Source organism: Flavobacterium sp. ENC (genome assembly GCF_020991415.1).
Taxonomy (GTDB): Bacteria; Bacteroidota; Bacteroidia; order Flavobacteriales; family Flavobacteriaceae; genus Flavobacterium.
On record NZ_JAJMOY010000013.1, the window covers coordinates 39,574 to 57,483 of the forward strand.

General features: G+C 35.3%; 17 protein-coding genes and 2 tRNA genes. 9 read left to right on the forward strand and 10 right to left on the reverse strand.

Going from position 1 to position 17,910, the window contains the following annotated elements; translation table 11 throughout:
* Positions 1–15 precede the first annotated feature (15 nt).
* The 4 genes from LPB89_RS20895 (at position 16) to LPB89_RS20910 (ending at position 2,749) form a co-directional block, all read left to right on the forward strand.
* On the forward strand, positions 16–609 hold the full coding sequence (locus LPB89_RS20895) for a YceI family protein (protein ID WP_230703559.1): 594 nt from the start codon (positions 16–18) through the stop codon (positions 607–609).
* A 207-nt stretch (positions 610–816) separates the two neighbouring features.
* On the forward strand, positions 817–1,182 hold the full coding sequence (locus LPB89_RS20900; protein ID WP_230703560.1) for a hypothetical protein: 366 nt from the start codon (positions 817–819) through the stop codon (positions 1,180–1,182).
* Between the two features lie 114 nt (positions 1,183–1,296).
* A complete protein-coding gene (locus tag LPB89_RS20905; RefSeq protein ID WP_230703561.1) occupies positions 1,297–1,938 on the forward strand; it encodes an O-methyltransferase in 642 nt (213 codons plus the stop codon).
* Positions 1,939–2,032: 94 nt separating this feature from the next.
* Positions 2,033–2,749, forward strand: coding sequence for a phytanoyl-CoA dioxygenase family protein (locus tag LPB89_RS20910; protein ID WP_230703562.1), 717 nt, complete (start codon positions 2,033–2,035; stop codon positions 2,747–2,749).
* 62 nt (positions 2,750–2,811) lie between these two features.
* Here LPB89_RS20910 and LPB89_RS20915 read toward each other — a convergent pair whose 3' ends face one another.
* The 7 genes from LPB89_RS20915 to LPB89_RS20945 all read right to left on the reverse strand — a co-directional run bounded on the left by LPB89_RS20915 (position 2,812) and on the right by LPB89_RS20945 (position 8,980).
* A complete protein-coding gene (locus LPB89_RS20915; RefSeq protein WP_230703563.1) occupies positions 2,812–3,396 on the reverse strand; it encodes a phosphatase PAP2 family protein in 585 nt (194 codons plus the stop codon).
* A complete protein-coding gene (locus LPB89_RS20920; RefSeq protein WP_127339364.1) occupies positions 3,396–3,755 on the reverse strand; it encodes a twin-arginine translocase TatA/TatE family subunit in 360 nt (119 codons plus the stop codon). The genes LPB89_RS20915 and LPB89_RS20920 overlap by 1 nt, the downstream gene beginning before the upstream one ends.
* Before the next feature lie 189 nt (positions 3,756–3,944).
* Positions 3,945–6,188 carry a M1 family metallopeptidase gene (locus LPB89_RS20925; RefSeq protein ID WP_230703564.1) on the reverse strand — a complete coding sequence of 748 codons (2,244 nt, stop codon included), beginning with the start codon at positions 6,186–6,188 and terminating at the stop codon, positions 3,945–3,947.
* A 64-nt stretch (positions 6,189–6,252) separates the two neighbouring features.
* Positions 6,253–6,759 (reverse strand): DUF6702 family protein, encoded by a 507-nt coding sequence (locus LPB89_RS20930; protein ID WP_230703565.1) that lies wholly within the window; start codon positions 6,757–6,759, stop codon positions 6,253–6,255.
* Entirely contained in the window at positions 6,756–7,511 is a 756-nt protein-coding gene (locus tag LPB89_RS20935; protein WP_230703566.1) for a hypothetical protein, read from the reverse strand. The genes LPB89_RS20930 and LPB89_RS20935 overlap by 4 nt, the downstream gene beginning before the upstream one ends.
* On the reverse strand, positions 7,501–8,226 hold the full coding sequence (locus LPB89_RS20940; RefSeq protein WP_230703567.1) for a carboxypeptidase-like regulatory domain-containing protein: 726 nt from the start codon (positions 8,224–8,226) through the stop codon (positions 7,501–7,503). Before LPB89_RS20940 ends, LPB89_RS20935 begins: the two co-directional genes overlap by 11 nt.
* Entirely contained in the window at positions 8,213–8,980 is a 768-nt protein-coding gene (locus LPB89_RS20945) for a carboxypeptidase-like regulatory domain-containing protein (protein ID WP_230703568.1), read from the reverse strand. The genes LPB89_RS20940 and LPB89_RS20945 overlap by 14 nt, the downstream gene beginning before the upstream one ends.
* Positions 8,981–9,143: 163 nt before the next feature.
* Between LPB89_RS20945 and pepE the strand changes: the two genes are divergently transcribed.
* On the forward strand, positions 9,144–9,851 hold the full coding sequence (gene pepE, locus LPB89_RS20950) for a dipeptidase PepE (protein WP_230703569.1): 708 nt from the start codon (positions 9,144–9,146) through the stop codon (positions 9,849–9,851).
* Between the two features lie 362 nt (positions 9,852–10,213).
* On the opposite strand, the gene LPB89_RS20955 is transcribed toward pepE, so the two are convergent.
* Positions 10,214–10,286: transfer RNA gene (locus LPB89_RS20955), tRNA-Gly, on the reverse strand.
* Positions 10,287–10,391: 105 nt separating this feature from the next.
* Positions 10,392–10,464 (reverse strand) — tRNA-Gly (locus tag LPB89_RS20960).
* Positions 10,465–10,861: 397 nt separating this feature from the next.
* On the opposite strand from LPB89_RS20960, the gene LPB89_RS22050 reads away from it, so the two are divergent.
* Both LPB89_RS22050 and LPB89_RS20965 read left to right on the forward strand, forming a co-directional pair.
* Positions 10,862–10,984 carry a GNAT family N-acetyltransferase gene (locus LPB89_RS22050; protein WP_370635590.1) on the forward strand — a complete coding sequence of 41 codons (123 nt, stop codon included), beginning with the start codon at positions 10,862–10,864 and terminating at the stop codon, positions 10,982–10,984.
* A 75-nt stretch (positions 10,985–11,059) separates the two neighbouring features.
* Positions 11,060–12,652, forward strand: a complete 1,593-nt coding sequence (locus LPB89_RS20965; protein ID WP_230703570.1) for a murein L,D-transpeptidase — start codon at positions 11,060–11,062, stop codon at positions 12,650–12,652.
* Here LPB89_RS20965 and LPB89_RS20970 read toward each other — a convergent pair.
* A complete protein-coding gene (locus LPB89_RS20970) occupies positions 12,641–13,363 on the reverse strand; it encodes a murein L,D-transpeptidase catalytic domain family protein (protein WP_230703571.1) in 723 nt (240 codons plus the stop codon). The two genes, LPB89_RS20965 and LPB89_RS20970, sit on opposite strands and share 12 nt — an antisense overlap.
* 328 nt (positions 13,364–13,691) lie before the next feature.
* Between LPB89_RS20970 and LPB89_RS20975 the strand changes: the two genes are divergently transcribed.
* Together LPB89_RS20975 and gpmI are read left to right on the forward strand one after the other, a co-directional pair.
* On the forward strand, positions 13,692–16,118 hold the full coding sequence (locus LPB89_RS20975) for a DUF5916 domain-containing protein (protein ID WP_230703572.1): 2,427 nt from the start codon (positions 13,692–13,694) through the stop codon (positions 16,116–16,118).
* A 140-nt stretch (positions 16,119–16,258) separates the two neighbouring features.
* Complete coding sequence (gene gpmI, locus LPB89_RS20980; protein WP_230703573.1) at positions 16,259–17,776, forward strand: 2,3-bisphosphoglycerate-independent phosphoglycerate mutase; 1,518 nt, start codon at positions 16,259–16,261, stop codon at positions 17,774–17,776.
* Positions 17,777–17,910 lie beyond the last annotated feature (134 nt).

Here is a 17,910-nt window from a genome sequence, read left to right on the forward strand (position 1 = left end):
AAATACCACAGACAGATGAAAACGATCAAATCAATTTTATGGGCAATAGTAATCACATTGTCATTACAGCTACACGCACAAAGAAGATATAGTGTAGCAAAAGCAACTTTTGAAGTCGCAGGAACATCCAACATACACGATTGGACAATGCGATCTACAGAAGGAACCGGCAGCGCCATTTTAACGATTAAGGATTCTAAACTGACAGATATCAAGAATTTGACGATTACTTTATCAGCAGAAAGCATCAAAAGCAGTAAAACAAGTATGGATGATGTAGCTTATGAGTCTTTAGATACCAAAACACATAAAAATATCAGGTATGCTTTAAAATCTGCCGAAAAACTTAATGAAACCACCTGGATGCTTATCGGAACTTATACTATAGCCGGTGTTAGCAAAGATTACAAAACCCAGATACGAATAATAACCAATGATAATGGAGCGCTTACCTTACAAGGCTCTAACCGGATGACTTTTGCTGATTTTGAAATGACGCCTCCAACAGCGGCTCTGGGAGTGGTGAAGGCAGGCAAAGAATTAACCATTTTGTTCAATATTACTCTAACTGATTATGCCAAAAACGAAAATGTTTTAGTAATCAAATAACGATAGATGCAGCTGCTTTTTAATAATTAAATTTATTTTCGAAAAAATTAAGTTTAGGTTCTGAAAAAACAAAATTCTGGCACGGGAATTGTCTTGCTGTTAAAAGAAAAATAACATTACGAAGAGCGCCTAATTTTAAAATTTGTACTTTTATTTTTTCAGCTTTATAACCTTTATATATTATCAACTTTAAAAATTTAATTAATCATGAAAAAACAAATTTTAAGCTTAGCTCTTATTGCTTTATTGGGATTCACTGCACAATCTTGCGGTGACAAAAAAGAAACGAAACCTGAAGAAGAATTAACTCTTGGAAACAAAGTAGATACATTGACAAATGATATCGAAGAAGTAAAAGACAGCGCTGTAGTTAAAGCCGAAAATGCAGCCGCTAAAGCTAAAGAAGCTTCAGAAAATGCCGTACAGGACGCAAAAGATGCTACTAAAAAAGCAGCTGAAGATGTAAAAGATGCTACCAAAAAAGGAGCAGATAAAGTAGAAGCCGCGGCCAAAGCAGCCAAAGACGGAACTGTAAAGACAGCCAAAGATGTAAATGAAGCTTTGAAAAAATAATTTTTTTTTAGAATTCAAAACAGAAACCATTCGTAATAACGAATGGTTTTTTTATGCCCAAAAGTTACCCGATATTTTTTGTATTTTTGTGTTTTAAATTTAGAAGATCATCACATGCATTTTATATCGCAGGAATTAGAAGACTACATCGAACAGCATTCTGAAAACGAACCGGAATTACTGGCAAAATTAAACAAGGAGACCTATCAGAAAATCCTTTTACCCAGGATGCTGAGCGGGCATTTTCAGGGTCGTGTGTTAAGCATGTTATCTAAATTGATTCGCCCTGTGAACATTCTTGAAATTGGAACATATACCGGTTATGCCGCTTTATGCCTTTGTGAAGGAATGCAGGAAAATGGACAACTGCACACCATTGACATCAAGGAAGAATTAGTGGACTTTCAGCGTAAATATTTTGATGCATCTGCATGGGGAAATCAAATTTTTCAGCATTTGGGGGAAGCTGTCGATATCATTCCGACGCTGGATTTGAAATTTGATTTGGTTTTCATTGATGCCGACAAAGAAAACTACCTCAACTATTGGGAACTAATTGTTCCGAAAATGAATAAGGGCGGAATTATTCTCTCTGATAATGTTTTATGGAGCGGTAAAATCCTGGAACCGGTACATCCGAATGATGTGAGTACAAAAGTACTTTTAGAATATAATTTACTTTTGAAAAATGACCCCAGAGTTGAAACGGTTTTATTGCCTATCCGTGATGGTTTGACGGTGAGCAGGGTTTTATAACATTGAGTTGTGTCATTTCCCTTTCCCAAAATGACAAATCTTGCGCTAAACTTCCTTTCCGTAAACTAAATCAGGAGTCAGTAAAAAAACAAAAATGAATTACAGCATAGAAATAAATACCAAAGGTTTTACAATTATAGATCATGTTTTTACAGAAAGTGAAATTGAAAACCTCATTTCACTAATTGAAAATGCTACCGAAAACAAAACTGAAAACACAACTTTTAGAAAATCTCAGGATTTATTTGCGATCAGGCAGTTTCATAAAGAAATACCCGATACTTTAGATTTTATTTTTAATCAAAACTTAAAAAACATTATCGAAAACACTTTTGGAAAAGGATATTTTATAACCAAATCAATCTATTTCGACAAACCTGAAAAATCAAATTGGTTTGTTGCCTATCATCAGGATTTGACTATTTCTGTCAATAAAAAAATTGAAATCGAAAATTTCGAAAACTGGACTGTAAAACAAAATCAGTTTGCTGTTCAGCCTCCTACTGCAATTCTTGAACAAAATTTTACAATAAGAATTCATTTGGATACAACCACAAAAGAAAATGGTGCTTTAAAGGTTATCAATAATTCACATTCTAAAGGAATTTTCAGAGTTGAAAATCTTGAGATTCAAAATGAAACAATTTGTGAAGTTGACAAAGGCGGCATTATGATTATGAAGCCTTTACTTTTTCATGCTTCTAATAAAACAACCAATAACGAAAGAAGACGTGTCATTCATATTGAATTCAGTAATCAGCAACTGCCAAACGGATTAGATTGGAGTGAGAAAGATTTTATTCGAAATTAATTATTCTTAAGATAATGATACAGTAAGACTTGTAGTTGTCCCGCTTTTGTCCTGAAGCTAACTTAGACGCTTTTTTCCAGAATACTATCGGGAAAATATTGAGGTTTTAGTTTTCGATATACCAGATAAATCAAAGACCCAAAAAGTACTCCAAAGAAATATCCCGTAAGTATATCTCCCGGATAATGCAATCCCAGATAAATACGGCTGTAAGCAAAAATTAACGGCCACAGGAACAGGAATCCCAAATATTTAAAATGGCGTTTTAAAACTAAGTATAAAAAAGTCGCAACAGCCATTGTATTGGCAGCATGACCGGAGAAAAAACTAAAGGATGTTCTAACCTGAACGATTCGGATAAAGGATTTGATTTCAGGATTGTTGCAGGGACGCAAACGCTCAAAAGTATGTTTAAACAAATTAGTTGTCTGATCTGTAAAAGCAATTAAAATGGCTATAAAAAGCAATACATACAAGGTTTGTTTTCCTCCTATTTTTTTATAAATAAGAAAAAACAGGAATAAAAAAAAGGGCGTCCAATACAATTGATTGGTAATGATCAGCCATAATTTATCGTAATTTTCAGAACCTAAACCATTAAGATAAACAAAGAGACGCGTATCTAATTCTTGTATTTTTTCGAGCATTATAGTTGGCGTTTTACTGGTCCTGAGATAGAATCAATATCTTCTTTTACTTTATTTATTTCTGTAGTGGTATCGCCCAACAGATTGCCGGACAAACTTGTAGTATCACTTAATAAGTTCGTTTTTGCATCATTAATCTGTGCATTGATATTTCCGGTGATATCTGTCAAAGATTTAGCATCCAGCCCATTTGCCTCTGCTCCTTTTTGAATTTCACTTTTAATGTCGTTTGTAGCATGTTTAAGTTGCGCCATCGCTTTACCCATTGTACGTGCAATTTCCGGCACTTTGTCTGAACCAAAAAGCATTAGTACTATAAACAGTATAAAAACTAGTTCTCCTCCTCCTATACCAAACATATCTTTTATTTTTGTGTGCCACAAAGATATTAAATTTTGCAGCTGAGAGTTTTAAAATTTACTTAAAAGTACACCAAAGTCCTATTTATTTTAACCGCAAAGTTCACAAAGGTATCTTAAGTTGTGTAAAGGAAATTTTTCCATTACCGCCTTAGTCGCTTTGTGAACTCTGTAGTTAACTTTTTATTTTTAATCAAACTTTGACTTCTGCTCTGTTTTTGGCCACGAATTATTGGTGACATCAATATCAGCAGTCATTAATTTTGGATCGATCTGAATACTTTTGATGGCTTTTTCAGTTGCATACACTTTCTTAGCCGTATCATTGTTTTTTCTCCAGATTTGTGCCGGATACTGGAAGTTTTGCACAGAACCATCTTCGTAAGTGATTTCTACCAAAATTGGCATGATCATTCCGCCTGGTTTGTTAAACTCTACCTCGTAAAAATACTTAGGCGATTTCAAACCTGCCTTTTCTTCTGCTGTAAAAGTCTGATCTATGTAATCTGCCAATAGTTTTACATCTTCTACTTTTAACGCTTTTTTCTTAGCGGTATTTACTTCGGCATTATCTCCGGATACTAAGTAAACAAATGGTCCTTTTTCAAATCCGAAACGTCCTTTTCTAACTTTCACATCTTTAATATCAGCCGTTGGAGTATCGGAAACATAATATTGCTTTACTTCCTTGATTCCGATATCTACAAAATCTGTTGAATAAAACCATCCTCTGAAAAACCAGTCTAAATCTACTGCAGAAGCATCTTCCATCGTTCTGAAGAAATCTTCAGGAGTCGGATGCTTGAATTTCCATCTGTTGGCATAGGTTCTGAACGCATAATCAAACAGTTCTCTTCCCATAATGACTTCTCTTAACATATTAAGTCCTGTAGCCGGTTTTCCGTAAGCGTTATTACCAAACTGCGCAATGGTTTCTGAATTTGACATAATTGGTTCTAAAAACTTTTGATCGCCGCTCATGTAAGGAACAATATTTTTCGCAGGACCACGTCTTGACGGGAAATTCGGATCTAATTCCTGTTCTGCCAAATACTCTAAAAATGAATTTAAACCTTCGTCCATCCAGGTCCACTGACGTTCATCTGAATTTACAATCATCGGAAAGAAGGTGTGACCCACTTCGTGAATTACAACACCAATCATTCCGTTTTTAACTTCTTTACTGGTCACTCCATTTTCATCAGGACGTCCAAAATTCCAGCAAATCATCGGATATTCCATTCCCTGGTCTTCTGCAGAAACAGAAACTGCTTTTGGATATGGATAGTCGAAAGTATGTGAGGAATAACTTTTTAATGTATGAGCAACCGTCATCGTTGAAGTTTCTCCCCAAAGCGGATTTGCTTCTTTCGGATAAACAGATTCTGCCATCACTATTTTACCACCCAGTTTAACAGCCATTGCATCGTAAATGAATTTTCTTGAAGAAGCAATTCCGAAATCACGTACGTTTTTAGCACTGAATTTCCATGTTTTTTTCTTCTCAGAAAACCCTTTTTCTGTTGCTTCAGCTTCCGCCTGTGTTACAATTACCACTGGTTTATCAAATGATTTTTGAGCCTGTTCGTAACGTTTTACCTGTTCTGCTGTAAAAACTTCAGCTCTGTTGGTTAACTCTCCGGTTGCATCAATCACGTGATCCGCAGGGACTGTAATGTTTACATCAAAATTTCCGAAAGGCAGCGCAAACTCCCCGCTTCCCCAGAATTGCATATTTTGCCATCCCTCAACATCGTTATAAACAGCCATTCTTGGATAGAACTGCGCAATTACGTATAATTTATTTCCGTCTTTTTCAAATAATTCATAACCGGAACGTCCGCCTTCTTTTCTGTAATTATTGATGTTGTACCACCATTTTATAGCCAGTGCAATTTTCTCACCCGGTTTTAAAGGAGTCGCCAGGTTAATACGCATCATGGTTTCATTGATGGTATAGGACATTGGATTCCCTTTGGCATCTTTAACCTGTTCGATGTTAAAACCACGCTCTAAATCTTTCTTCAGATATTTGCCGGAAAACCCGTCAAGCGCTAAAACCTGATTTATTTTTTCGCTTTCAGCCAAAGAAGTCTGAGTATTTGCTTTGGCCTGATTCTGATCCAACTGAATCCATAAGTACTCTAAACTATCCGGAGAATTATTGGAGTAGGTAATAACTTCAGAACCCGTTAATTTTGAATTCTTATCATCTAATTCAATATCAATTTTGTAATCTGCCTGTTGTTGATAATAAGCAGGTCCTGGTGCACCGGATGCTGTACGAAACATATTGGGCGTGGCCAGTAAATCATACATCTGGCTAAATTTGTTCGTATCATATTTACCTTGTTGTTTTGGGGCAACAGGCGCTGACTTCTCCTGAGCTATCATCATAGCAGGGAAAAGTAAGAATAAAGAAAGCTTCTTCATAAATGCTTTTGGTTTTTTTTGAGGTTGTGAAAATAACAATTAATATGATAATTCTACCTATCAATTAATACTTTAACACTTCTTTCCTTGAAGATTCTGTAAAAAGAACACTCTTTTTTATTCCAAATGCTGAAACATGTGTAATATTTTGCTGCTCACCGTTCCAATCCACTAAAACAGAGTTCGAAATTTCGATTGTTTTGAATTTATCGATGTCTTTTATGCGCGAATAACAAACTAAAACATCACCTGCTTCTACTTCTTTAGACAGGAAAGTAATGGGTTTTAACTGACCGTCTGTCTTTACCGAAAAATTATCGGCAAGGTATTTTTTTAGTAACTCAATATCTGCAGGGGTTTCCCTTTCTGTACCAATGAAGGTTTTTTTATGGTACTTTTTTTCCATTCCGTTATTCAGATCATCAACAAAAATACGGGAAGTAATCTGGATCATCTTTTTCCCGGTCACATAATTGACCTGAAAAACACCCATATAAAACTTATGAAAGGTAAATGCCGAAAGTGATAAAAATAAGATCCCGATTAACGGATAAACTAATTTATTTTTCATTTTTGAATAATAGTAGCTTTTTTAAACTCTTTATTTTTATTGACCATGAAATCCATCAACTGGAATTTATCATCCGGTTTTAAATATTTTTTTGATTCGGCATCGTTGGAGCAATACATTAAGAAAAGCTCAATTTCGTCCGGTTTTAAGTCTAATGTTTTACTGAAAAAATCAGGGGTGAAATTATCTTTTGCATATTCTGCAAATGCAATATCTGAAATCACATCTTCCTGTACATCCTCTTTTTTACGAAGCAACTTTTTTACATCCTTAAAAATACGCACAAAATCAGTTCCGTATTTAATGGTCTGATCGGAGTACATCACTGTATTTTTCGCTGTAGACTGCCTATCATCTTCAAATTGCATGTCTACAAATTTCTGAGACCCTCCATCCAGTGATTTTACTTTTAAATCCTTATGAACGACAACTTCTTTCAACTGATTATTAACTAAGTCAAGCTTTACTGAAAAAAGTACCTGAGAGCAGTCTTTTTCCGTTAAAACTATTTTTTTGGACTGAAAAGCCAAACCCGAAAACAAAAGCGTATCTTTTGGTTTCGCCATAATATCAAACAATCCGCCAGCCCCGATAAACGTTCTGACATTCGCATTGATATTCATTACGTAACCACTCTCTATAGCAAGGAAGTCATTTAGTACCTGACCGTGTAATGATTTTCTTGAATTGCTCTGACCTAAAACGATTTGACAAAATAAGCACGCGATAAGTATTCCTAATTTATTTTTCATTTTCTAGAATTATTAAGTATTTTCTGGCTAGTTCGGTGATCAAAAACATGCTCATTGTTTTGTTCTTTGTATTCAAAGATACAGCAAATTCAGCATCATCCACACAATATAATTGAAATCCTTTTATATCAGCCAACGGAATTCTCAAACGATTCGTATAATAATCTTCTTCAAAAAGATATTCTATTTTTCTGAAAAGAGCTTCTCTTTTCCCTACATTAACTTCTTTTTTCAACATAGTAGTCCGACCCGAAATAGCATTCAGCAAGTTATCTACCGAAGTTGAAGTTGCGGTATACACTTTTCTTTCAGCCGGCGTATATTTTTTTTGCCCATACGGAATAACCCCTAAATTTTCAGCGGTAATATTGGCATTTTCGTTTACAATTACTTCTTTTAACTCCACTTCGTTTGCCGTCATCTTAATCAAAAGCAAAGTCCCGTTGACATCTTCTGCAGTAATTCGCCGTTTAACCGGATCTAAATTAACAGCTGAAAAAATCAGTACATCACCTTCTTTGACAATAATCGAAAATTTACCCTCTTTGTCTGAAACTGTTGAAACCTGAGTGGTATTATTAATAATGTTGACGCCTTCAACTGTTACAGACTGTTCCATAACCTGCCCCTGGATTTCTTTTGATACAGACGACTGGCCAAAACTAATTTCGGCAATTAATAAAAACAGGGTCAGTAAAATATTATTTGTTTTCAATGGCAAGTATTTCTTTATATTTCACCGCTAATTCTCCCAGCAAAAATTCAGTTGATGTTTTATTTTTAGTATTCAATACAACCGTAAATTTATCATTATCAACAGCGTAGTACTCAAATCCTTTTACATATTCGGCAGGAATTGAAAGTCTGTTTACAAAATGGTCAAGACTAAACATACTTTCCAGAAGTTTCATAAAAAATTCTTTCTTCTCTACTGCCACTTCTTTTTTTAACATTGCGGTCCTGCCTGAAAGAAAATTCAGCAAAGGGTCTGCCGAAATTGATCCTCCGGCCATAGTTCCGGCATTTGCTGTTGGATTCAGGGCAGTAGCGGTATGTAATTTCCTTTCGGCTTCTGTATAGGATTTCTGCCCTTGCGGAATAATCCCTAACGAAACTGCATTGATATTATTATAATTCCGAACAATTACCTCCTGCAGCTGATGAATTACCGGATTTAATTTTACAGTAAAATTGAGATCCGAAAAATTTTCCGCTGTCAGTAAAGTTCTGTTTTCTTTAAATTGTATAGAAGAAAAGACAAGTGTGTCGCCTGCTTTAGCCTTGATCGAAAAGGTTCCGTCTGCATTCGTTGTAACCATGTTTTCTGTTTCAGCATTTACCACATAAACACCTTCCAGATCATAGGTGTTAGACGCTATCTTTCCGTTAATAATGATGCGTTCCTGATTTTGCCCCCATACAGTCTGGCCCAAAACAATAATAAAAAGACATAAAAACTTATCGCTCAAAATAAAAAAAATTAGATTTATTCTTAAAAGTGTAAAAATATCTTAATGTCTTCCAAATTTAATACTAACGGCTTGGTAAAAATATGTTAATTAAAGTTTGGAATTCCAATATGAAAAAGGAGTTTTTAATATCTTTAGCAGCATCAATATGAGTTAAAATTTTATGAAAAGCATTATCATCGCCAGCACTTCTACACTTCACGGAGGCAGTTATTTAGAATATTTATTACCTACATTAAAACAACATTTCTCCAACTGCAAAAGCATTTTATTTATTCCGTTCGCGAGACCAGGCGGAATAACACATGATGCATACACTGAAAAAGTAGCCGCCGCATTTGCATCAATCGATATTTCCGTAAAAGGGATTCATGAATTTGAAAATCCGGAAAACGCTGTAAAAAATGCGGAAGGTATTTTTACAGGAGGCGGAAATACTTTTCTGCTGGTGACACAATTATACCAACAAAACATCATGCAGGTTCTTTCTGAAACAGTAAAGAGCGGGACGCCTTATTTAGGAACCAGCGCCGGAAGCAATATTTGTGGTTTATCAATGCAAACCACCAATGACATGCCTATTGTTTACCCTCCCAGTTTTCAGACTTTAGGATTAATTCCCTTCAATCTAAATCCACATTATTTAGATCCCGAAGCACAATCCAAACATATGGGAGAAACCCGTGAAACGAGAATTAAAGAATTTCACGCTTTCAATTCCATTCCGGTTTTAGGATTACGGGAAGGAAGCTGGCTGGACGTAAAAGGAAATAAAATAACTTTAAAAGGCACATTACAAGCAAGGCTTTTTAAACAGAATGAAACACCTGAGGAATTAGAAACAGAAAGCGACCTGAGCAATCTGAACTAACTTTTCAAACCATATAAGTGATGTAAGTTCATTTAAGCAAGAATACCAAAGAGCTCAATCATCCAAAAGAACTTTAAGAAAAAAGGAATGCCACGCTTTTTACTCGTAGCTTTTATAAACAAAGCTAAAAATCCCTATAGCTGTACTGATTATAGCAATTTAGCTTTGCGAACTTTGCATTATTTTAAGGCATTCTCAGATAAAAATTTTGCGTTCTTTGCGGTAAAAATAATTAGTACTTGTATTATTGTGTTTTCCACAACATTTAGTGTTGATCAAAAACTTATAATAACTTACATCACATATATGGTTAAAAAAAAGCATAAAAAAATCCCCAAACAATTTGTTTGAGGATTTTAAAGAGCGAAAGACGAGGCTCGAACTCGCGACAACCAGCTTGGAAGGCTGGAGCTCTACCAACTGAGCTACTTTCGCATTAACAGGGTGCAAATGTAAACAATTAAATCATTTAAAAAAATAAAAATCAATAATTATTTAACTTTGATAAAAAAACCGAAACAATTAAGCTTCGGTTTTTAGAGCGAAAGACGAGGCTCGAACTCGCGACAACCAGCTTGGAAGGCTGGAGCTCTACCAACTGAGCTACTTTCGCATTACTGGTGCAAATATAAAAAACATTACTGGTGCAAATATAAAAAATAAGTTAAGTTCAAAACAAGCTTTTTTTCAAAAAAAATCAATTAAAAATCACAATTTTCCATAACGCATTTAAAATTAAAAAGTTATATATTTATTTTATTTCAACAAAACATGAATATCAGTAGAGAAATACCTTCAAAAGAAACTTATCTTGTACACCATCCCGTTTTAAGAAAAGGAAAACCGACAGAAAGTTGCACCTTTGAGATTGACGATTTAAAAACCACACATCATTTGGCCTGTTTTTTGACAATGATTTAATAGGAATTATTTCGTTATACTCAGAATCAACACTACCTTTGCCGAAAAAAGTCAGTCTCAGATTCGCGGAATGACGGTTTTAGAGCAACATCAGAAAAAAAGGAATTGACAAAGCTCTGGTAAAACATTGCAAAAAATATTGCCTGAAAAAAAATATGGAACTGATTAGCATTAACGCCAGAGCAGCTGCTGTTGAATTTTACCAGAACTAAATTACAAAACCGTTCGCGAAGCATCTGAGATCAAAGATTTTGGCGAACATTATTTAATGCTTAAAAAATTATAACATGAAGAAACTTTCTCTTTTATTGGTATTATGCATTCTGATCGGCTGTAAAGACGACAAGCCAAAAGCTATCCCTGTAAAAAAAAGCCAGCCTGCAATCATACTCACTGATGAAAGAACAGTTCAAATCGATACTGCAAAAATTAACGCTTTTAAAAGCGAGACACTCAAACAATTTTATAATTCTTCTGACAACAAAACGGTGTGGGGAAATCTTAAGAAAAGAACTTACATTTTATCTTTGTTAAAAAAATCAGACGAACTAGGTTTAAATCCAGGCGATTACAAAATAGATAAACTGGAAAAACTGGAAAAACGAATTGGTTTACTCAGCGATTCTGATTTAGTGACGTATGACATATTGCTAACTTATAATTTTGAATTATACCTCACCCATTTGTACAAAGGGAAATTAGACCCAAAAAAATTATATGGCAACTGGGATCTGGCAGAGAAAACTTTTGATATAAACAACGCGCTGATAAAAGCATTCAATAAAAACAAACTGGACAGTATTGTGGATAATTTCCAGTCTAAAGCAGACACTTACAAGCAATTATTGAAAGCCCTTAAAATCATTAATACTTATCCGGAGGATAAAATCGGAACTATACAATCTGCAGAGAAAATAACGTTACATGATACTAATCCTGCTGTAGTAAACATCAAAAAAAGGCTTTTATTCTGGAAAGACATGTCGGGAAGAAGTGACAGCCTGACCAAAATTTACGACCAGAAAACTTTCGAGGCGATCAAAAAATTTCAGGAAAGACACGGTTTAGCTGCTGATGGGGTAATTGGGGCAGGAACCATAAGTGCTTTAAATTTTTCGAAAACCAAAAGAAAGGAACAAATCATTGCCAATTTAGAACGCTGGAGATGGTATAATAATGAATTTGCCGAAAATTATTTTATTATCAACATTCCGGACTACAGTTTAAATGTTGTGGAAAGCAAAGACACTACCCTGGTCCGAAACGTAGTCGTTGGAACCAGTAAAAGAAGAACACCGGTTATAACCTCTAAGCTTAAAACAGTAGTTTTTAACCCCACCTGGACGGTTCCTCCTACAATCTTAAAGGAAGACGTGGTTCCTGCAATGAAACGCAACCGAAACTATCTGGCTAAAAAGAACATTACTATATATGACAGCTCCGGAAATGTGGTAGAACCGTCCGCTTGGAATGAAAAGAATCCCGGTAAATACCGCTATGTACAAAGTCCGGGTTATAACAATTCATTAGGGTTAATGAAAATATTGTTCCCGAACCACCACAGCGTGTACCTGCATGATACCAATCATCGGAATTATTTCGAAAGAAGCAACCGTTCGTTAAGTTCCGGATGTGTGCGTATCGAAAATCCGTTGGAACTGGCACAGCATATTTTAGATTCTTCAGATCAGTCAGTAAGCTGGTCGAAGGAAAAAATTGACTCTATTATTGAGACTAAAAAAACCGTCAATATTAAAATCAGAAAAAAATATGCCTTATACCAATGGTACTGGACCGCATGGAGCAAAAAAAATCAGCTCATTTTCAGAGCTGATATTTATAATTTAGATTCGGATTTGTATGCTAAACTAAGAAATTAGCTTTTCTTCCATCGCGAAACTTCTTGAGGGATGGTAGATATACAAACATGATTTATTTTTGATTACTTCAATAATCTTATTCGTCAATTCAACAGGAAGAGCGGGACATCCCTGACTTCTTCCTAATCTTTTATTATTATTGATAAAAGATTCCGATACATAATCAGCACCATGAACAACTACACCTCTTTCGCGTGCATTGTCATTAACGCCTCTTTCCAAACCATCTAAACGCAATGAAGCACCATGTTTTCCCTGATAAATCTCACCAGTGGCATAAAAGCCCAAGCTGCTTTTGAAAGATGAATTTAAATTTGAAAATGTTGAAGCAAATTCTTCTCCCGTATTTCTTCCGTGAGCAACCAGAGACTGAAACAAAATTGTATTAGTAGTAAGATCAATCACCCAAAGACGTTTGGTGTTTGATGATAAACTAAAATCAATTAATGTTAAAATATCTTTCTGAACAACACCTTTCTCTTTCAATAAGTAAAAACCTTTTAAAGCTTCAGAGAAAGTCCTAAGTTCCGGTAACGAAAAATTGTTGGTTTTCAATGTGCTGTACACACTTTCAATTTTACTGTCGATTGCCAGTTTTTCAACCTTAGCAATACTCTTTGTAGTTACCTTTTTTAATTCGATTGTGTTTTTTGAATCTTTACCAAAAGACAATAGTAAAAACACCAATAATGGATAAATTTTGTAAATCATTGAATTCCTTTAGGTTAATAATAAATTTGGGTAAGGCAAAAGTATAAAAAAAATGCAGGGGACAAAATAAAAGTCTGTAAATCAGTGCATTTTTGTTTAAACTTTAACAATTCTGAAACAAAAAATTAGCAAAAAAGCAGAAAAAACTATTTTTTACAAGATATTTACTTACAAAAATTAAAATCAACATTTAAATTCTATAACTTTTTCTGAAAATAGTATAAATTTGTTTTCTGATAATACTCTAGATTAAAGTGTAACAATTATGAAAAAAGATTGTCTATTAGTCCGACAGTCTTTTATCTCAAAAATTACGTTTTAAAACCTCATGAAAAATTTAGTCCTTTTTACCCTTTTTCTTTCTTCATTGTGCTCTTACAGCCAAAAGAAAACTTTGCAGGCACAGCAAATTTCGCAAAGTGTTTCAATAGATGGAAAATTAGAGGAACCGGAATGGAAAAATGCGGCTATAGCTTCAGATTTTGTGATGTTTGACCCAGACAACGGAAAACCAATTCCCGAGGGAAGAAGAACGGAAGTAAAAGTTTTATATAATAATGACGCCCTTTATATTGGTGCCGTTATGTACGACGATGAACCTGCCAAAATATTAAAAGAAATTTCACAAAGGGACAATTTTGGAACGGCAGATATTTTTGGCGTTTTTATAAACGGTTTTAATGACGGTCAGCAAAACTTTGAATTTTTTGTATCTGCTGCCGATGTACAGGGAGACTGCATCATGACAGATGCCAATGGTGAAGATTACTCATGGGATGCTATCTGGATCAGTAAAGCAGTACTGACAGCTACAGGATGGACGGTGGAAATAAAAATTCCATACGCGGCTTTGCGTTTTTCAGAAGAGAACAAACAGACCTGGGGGATTAATTTTTTCAGGGAAATAAAAAGGGAACGAAAAAAATATACATGGAGCTTAATTGATACCAAAATTGGCACTTTTACACAACAAAACGGGAATCTCGAAGGAATTGAAAACATCAAACCTCCTACCAGGTTGTTTCTTATGCCTTATGCTTCCTATTATCTGAATGCTGCTGATGGCCAGAAAACGTATGGCACTATGAAAGGCGGAATGGATATCAAATACGGTATTAATGATGCTTTTACGCTTGACGCCATCCTGATTCCTGATTTTGGACAGGCAAAATACGATGATCAGATTTTAAATCTGGGGCCGTTTGAACAACAATTCAACGAAAACAGAGCTTTTTTTACCGAAGGAACAGACCTTTTTAATAAAGGAAAGATGTTTTATTCAAGAAGGATTGGCGGCAAACCTTCTGTTGAACCGGATTTAAAGGATAATGAAGAAATAATTGAAAATCCGCAAAGTGTAAATCTTATTAATGCTTTGAAAGTTTCCGGAAGAACCAAAAAAGGACTTGGAGTCGGGATTTTAAATGCCGTAACAGAAAAAACATTTGCGACGATAAAAGATACCATAACAGGCGAAACCAGAAAAGCTATCGTAGAACCTTTAATGAATTATAATGTTCTGGTACTCGATCAGCGATTTCGTAAAAACTCTTCGGTAACCTTTATCAATACCAATGTGACGCGAAATGGTCATTTCAGGGATTCGAATGTCTCCGGTCTGGCCTGGGATTTAAATACAAAAGCAAATACTTATAATCTATCCGGAAACGTCAAGTTCAGCACAATCAATGATACTGAAGACACAAAGGGACTTTATTCCACCATTGGATTTGCAGAAACAAGCGGAAAATACCGCTATAGCGTAGGAACGGATTTTGTTACTAAAAACTTTGATCCAAACGATCTGGGAATTAATTTCTACACCAATTATTACAACTTTTACGGAAATGCCAATTACAGGATTTTAAACCCGACAAAGCTTTTCAATAGTTTTAAACTCAATTACAATATGTATGCTGAGTTTAATAAAGAATCCGGAAAAGTTCAGGAAAGCGACATAAACGTCAATCTTAACCTGACAACCGTTAAAAACAATTATTATGGAACGGGAATAACCGTTTATACAAAAGGAAATGATTATTACGAACCAAGGGCTGATAACAGGTACGTCATTATTCCGGCAAAAATAGAAACATGGGGAAGTATTTCTACCAATTACAACCACAAATTCGCCCTGGATTTAAATCCTTCTATCACCGTTTTTGATGAAAACGAACGAATGGATTATGGTTTTGACATTGGTCCGAGATATCGTTTCAGCGACAAGCTTCTCTTAACGTATACTTTTAGCTTTTTCAGGAAAAACAACAATAAAGGATACATTGACAGTTTTGACAATGATGACAATGAAAACACACCGGATGCTATTGTTTTTGCCAACAGAAACGTAATTACCTACTCTAATATGTTAGGAGGGAAATATGCTTTAAACAGTACCATGACACTAAATCTGTCTGTTCGCCAATATTGGTCTTATGCGGAGAACAAAGACATTCTGCAACTGGAATCTGACGGAACCTTAACCCCATATTCGCAATACACCACCAATAAAAATTCAAGTTTTTATTCGTGGAATACCGATTTATCTTATTCGTGGTGGTTTGCTCCGGGAAGTCAGCTTTCTGTTCTCTATCGAAATAACGCTTCTAATTTTGAACGTGTTATTGATAAGGAATTCAAATCGAGCGTTACCAATTTACTGAATAATGATGCGCTAAAACACATTTTTTCTGTAAGTGTCAAATATTTTATTGACTATAATGCTGTTAAAAATAAGATTAGAAACAGAGCTTAGCCTGAATTAATTTTAAAAAATAAAGACTTCTATAATTAAATTAGTATTTTTAAATACAGTTCATTTTATAAAATACAATTGTAACCTGAGCTTAACGCTGCATTTTATAAATGGTTTATCTTTGTAGAAAACAAAAAATAATGAACAAGAAAGTAATCCTTATGATTTTAGACGGTTGGGGAAAATCTCCTGACCCTAAAGTATCTGCAATAGACAATGCAAATGTTCCTTTTATAAACAGTCTTTACCGAAATTATCCCAGTGCCCAACTTAGAACTGATGGTTTGAACGTCGGTTTACCTGAAGGACAAATGGGAAACAGTGAAGTAGGTCATATGAATCTTGGAGCAGGAAGAATTGTATACCAGGATTTAGCCAAAATAAATTTAGCGGTAGCACACCAGACACTTGCCAAAGAACAGGTTCTTGTTGACGCTTTTACTTATGCTAAGGAAAACAATAAAAAAGTACATTTTTTAGGATTAGTTTCAGATGGAGGTGTTCACTCCCATACGTCCCACCTGCGCGGCTTAATTGATGCTTCACAGGAATATGGTTTACAAAATGTTTTTGTTCATGCTTTTACAGATGGTCGTGATGTTGACCCGAAATCGGGAGCAAAATACATTCATGACTTAGAAGATTATATTAAAGATACTCCGGTAAAAATCGCCTCCATCATCGGTCGTTATTATTCGATGGATCGTGACAAGCGATGGGAACGTGTAAAACTAGCCTATGATTTGCTGGTAAATGCTAAAGGAACCCCGTCTCATAATGCGGTTGCAAGTATTCTGGACAGTTATGCCAACCACGTAACGGATGAATTCATTGAACCAATTGTGATGGTTGATGAGCAGGAACAGCCGCTGGCAACTATTATCGAAGGTGATGTTGTCATTTTCTTCAATTTCAGAACCGACAGGGGACGAGAACTAACAGAAGCTTTATCGCAACAAGACTTTCACGAGCAAAACATGCACAAAATAAACTTGTATTATGTTACGCTTACCAACTACGATGAAACGTACCAAAACGTAAAGGTGGTTTACAATAAAGACAATATTACCGAGACGCTGGGTGAAGTTTTAGAGAAAGCGGGCAAAAAACAGATTCGTATTGCCGAAACAGAAAAATATCCACACGTGACCTTTTTCTTTTCGGGAGGACGAGAAACTCCTTTTGAAGGCGAATCCAGAATTTTAAGAAACTCTCCAAAAGTAGCGACTTATGATTTACAGCCTGAAATGAGTGCTTACGAGCTTAAAGATGCACTTGTTCCTGAATTAAATAAAGGCGAGGTAGATTTTGTCTGCCTGAATTTCGCTAACGGTGATATGGTGGGACATACCGGAATTATGAGCGCTGCAATTCTGGCTTGTGAAGCTGTTGATGCCTGTGTAAAAGGAGTTATCGAAGCTGCTTTGGCCAATGATTATACTACAATTGTTATTGCCGATCACGGAAATTGCGAAACAATGATTAATCCTGACGGAAGTCCAAATACCGCACACACCACAAATCCGGTGCCAATTATTTTGGTTGACAAACAGCTGAAAAACATCAACGACGGTGTTTTAGGAGACATTGCTCCAACTATTTTAGAGTTAATGGGTGTTCAGCAACCAGCTGCTATGACTTGTCATTCGCTATTGTAAAAACACTTTTTGAAGTATAAAAAAAGAGACAAGTCTTATGATTTGTCTCTTTTTTGTTTTTTATCTTGCCCAGAGCGAAGTTGAAGGCCTGTAACACAGAAAGGGCTTCGACTCCGCTCAGCCTGACATTCGTG

Bases quoted from the DNA above. Each gene is read 5' to 3' on its own strand.
- LPB89_RS20930 (WP_230703565.1), bottom strand. From the start codon at position 6,759: ATGAAAAATAAATTAGTTTATCCGTTAATCGGGATCTTATTTTTATCA.
- LPB89_RS20910 (WP_230703562.1), top strand. From the start codon at position 2,033: ATGAATTACAGCATAGAAATAAATACCAAAGGTTTTACAATTATAGAT.
- LPB89_RS20925 (WP_230703564.1), bottom strand. From the start codon at position 6,188: ATGAAGAAGCTTTCTTTATTCTTACTTTTCCCTGCTATGATGATAGCT.
- LPB89_RS20965 (WP_230703570.1), top strand. From the start codon at position 11,060: ATGAAGAAACTTTCTCTTTTATTGGTATTATGCATTCTGATCGGCTGT.
- pepE (WP_230703569.1), top strand. From the start codon at position 9,144: ATGAAAAGCATTATCATCGCCAGCACTTCTACACTTCACGGAGGCAGT.
- gpmI (WP_230703573.1), top strand. From the start codon at position 16,259: ATGAACAAGAAAGTAATCCTTATGATTTTAGACGGTTGGGGAAAATCT.
- LPB89_RS20975 (WP_230703572.1), top strand. From the start codon at position 13,692: ATGAAAAATTTAGTCCTTTTTACCCTTTTTCTTTCTTCATTGTGCTCT.
- LPB89_RS20900 (WP_230703560.1), top strand. From the start codon at position 817: ATGAAAAAACAAATTTTAAGCTTAGCTCTTATTGCTTTATTGGGATTC.
- LPB89_RS20905 (WP_230703561.1), top strand. From the start codon at position 1,297: ATGCATTTTATATCGCAGGAATTAGAAGACTACATCGAACAGCATTCT.
- LPB89_RS20915 (WP_230703563.1), bottom strand. From the start codon at position 3,396: ATGCTCGAAAAAATACAAGAATTAGATACGCGTCTCTTTGTTTATCTT.
- LPB89_RS20970 (WP_230703571.1), bottom strand. From the start codon at position 13,363: ATGATTTACAAAATTTATCCATTATTGGTGTTTTTACTATTGTCTTTT.
- LPB89_RS20895 (WP_230703559.1), top strand. From the start codon at position 16: ATGAAAACGATCAAATCAATTTTATGGGCAATAGTAATCACATTGTCA.
- LPB89_RS20920 (WP_127339364.1), bottom strand. From the start codon at position 3,755: ATGTTTGGTATAGGAGGAGGAGAACTAGTTTTTATACTGTTTATAGTA.
- LPB89_RS20935 (WP_230703566.1), bottom strand. From the start codon at position 7,511: ATGAAAAATAAATTAGGAATACTTATCGCGTGCTTATTTTGTCAAATC.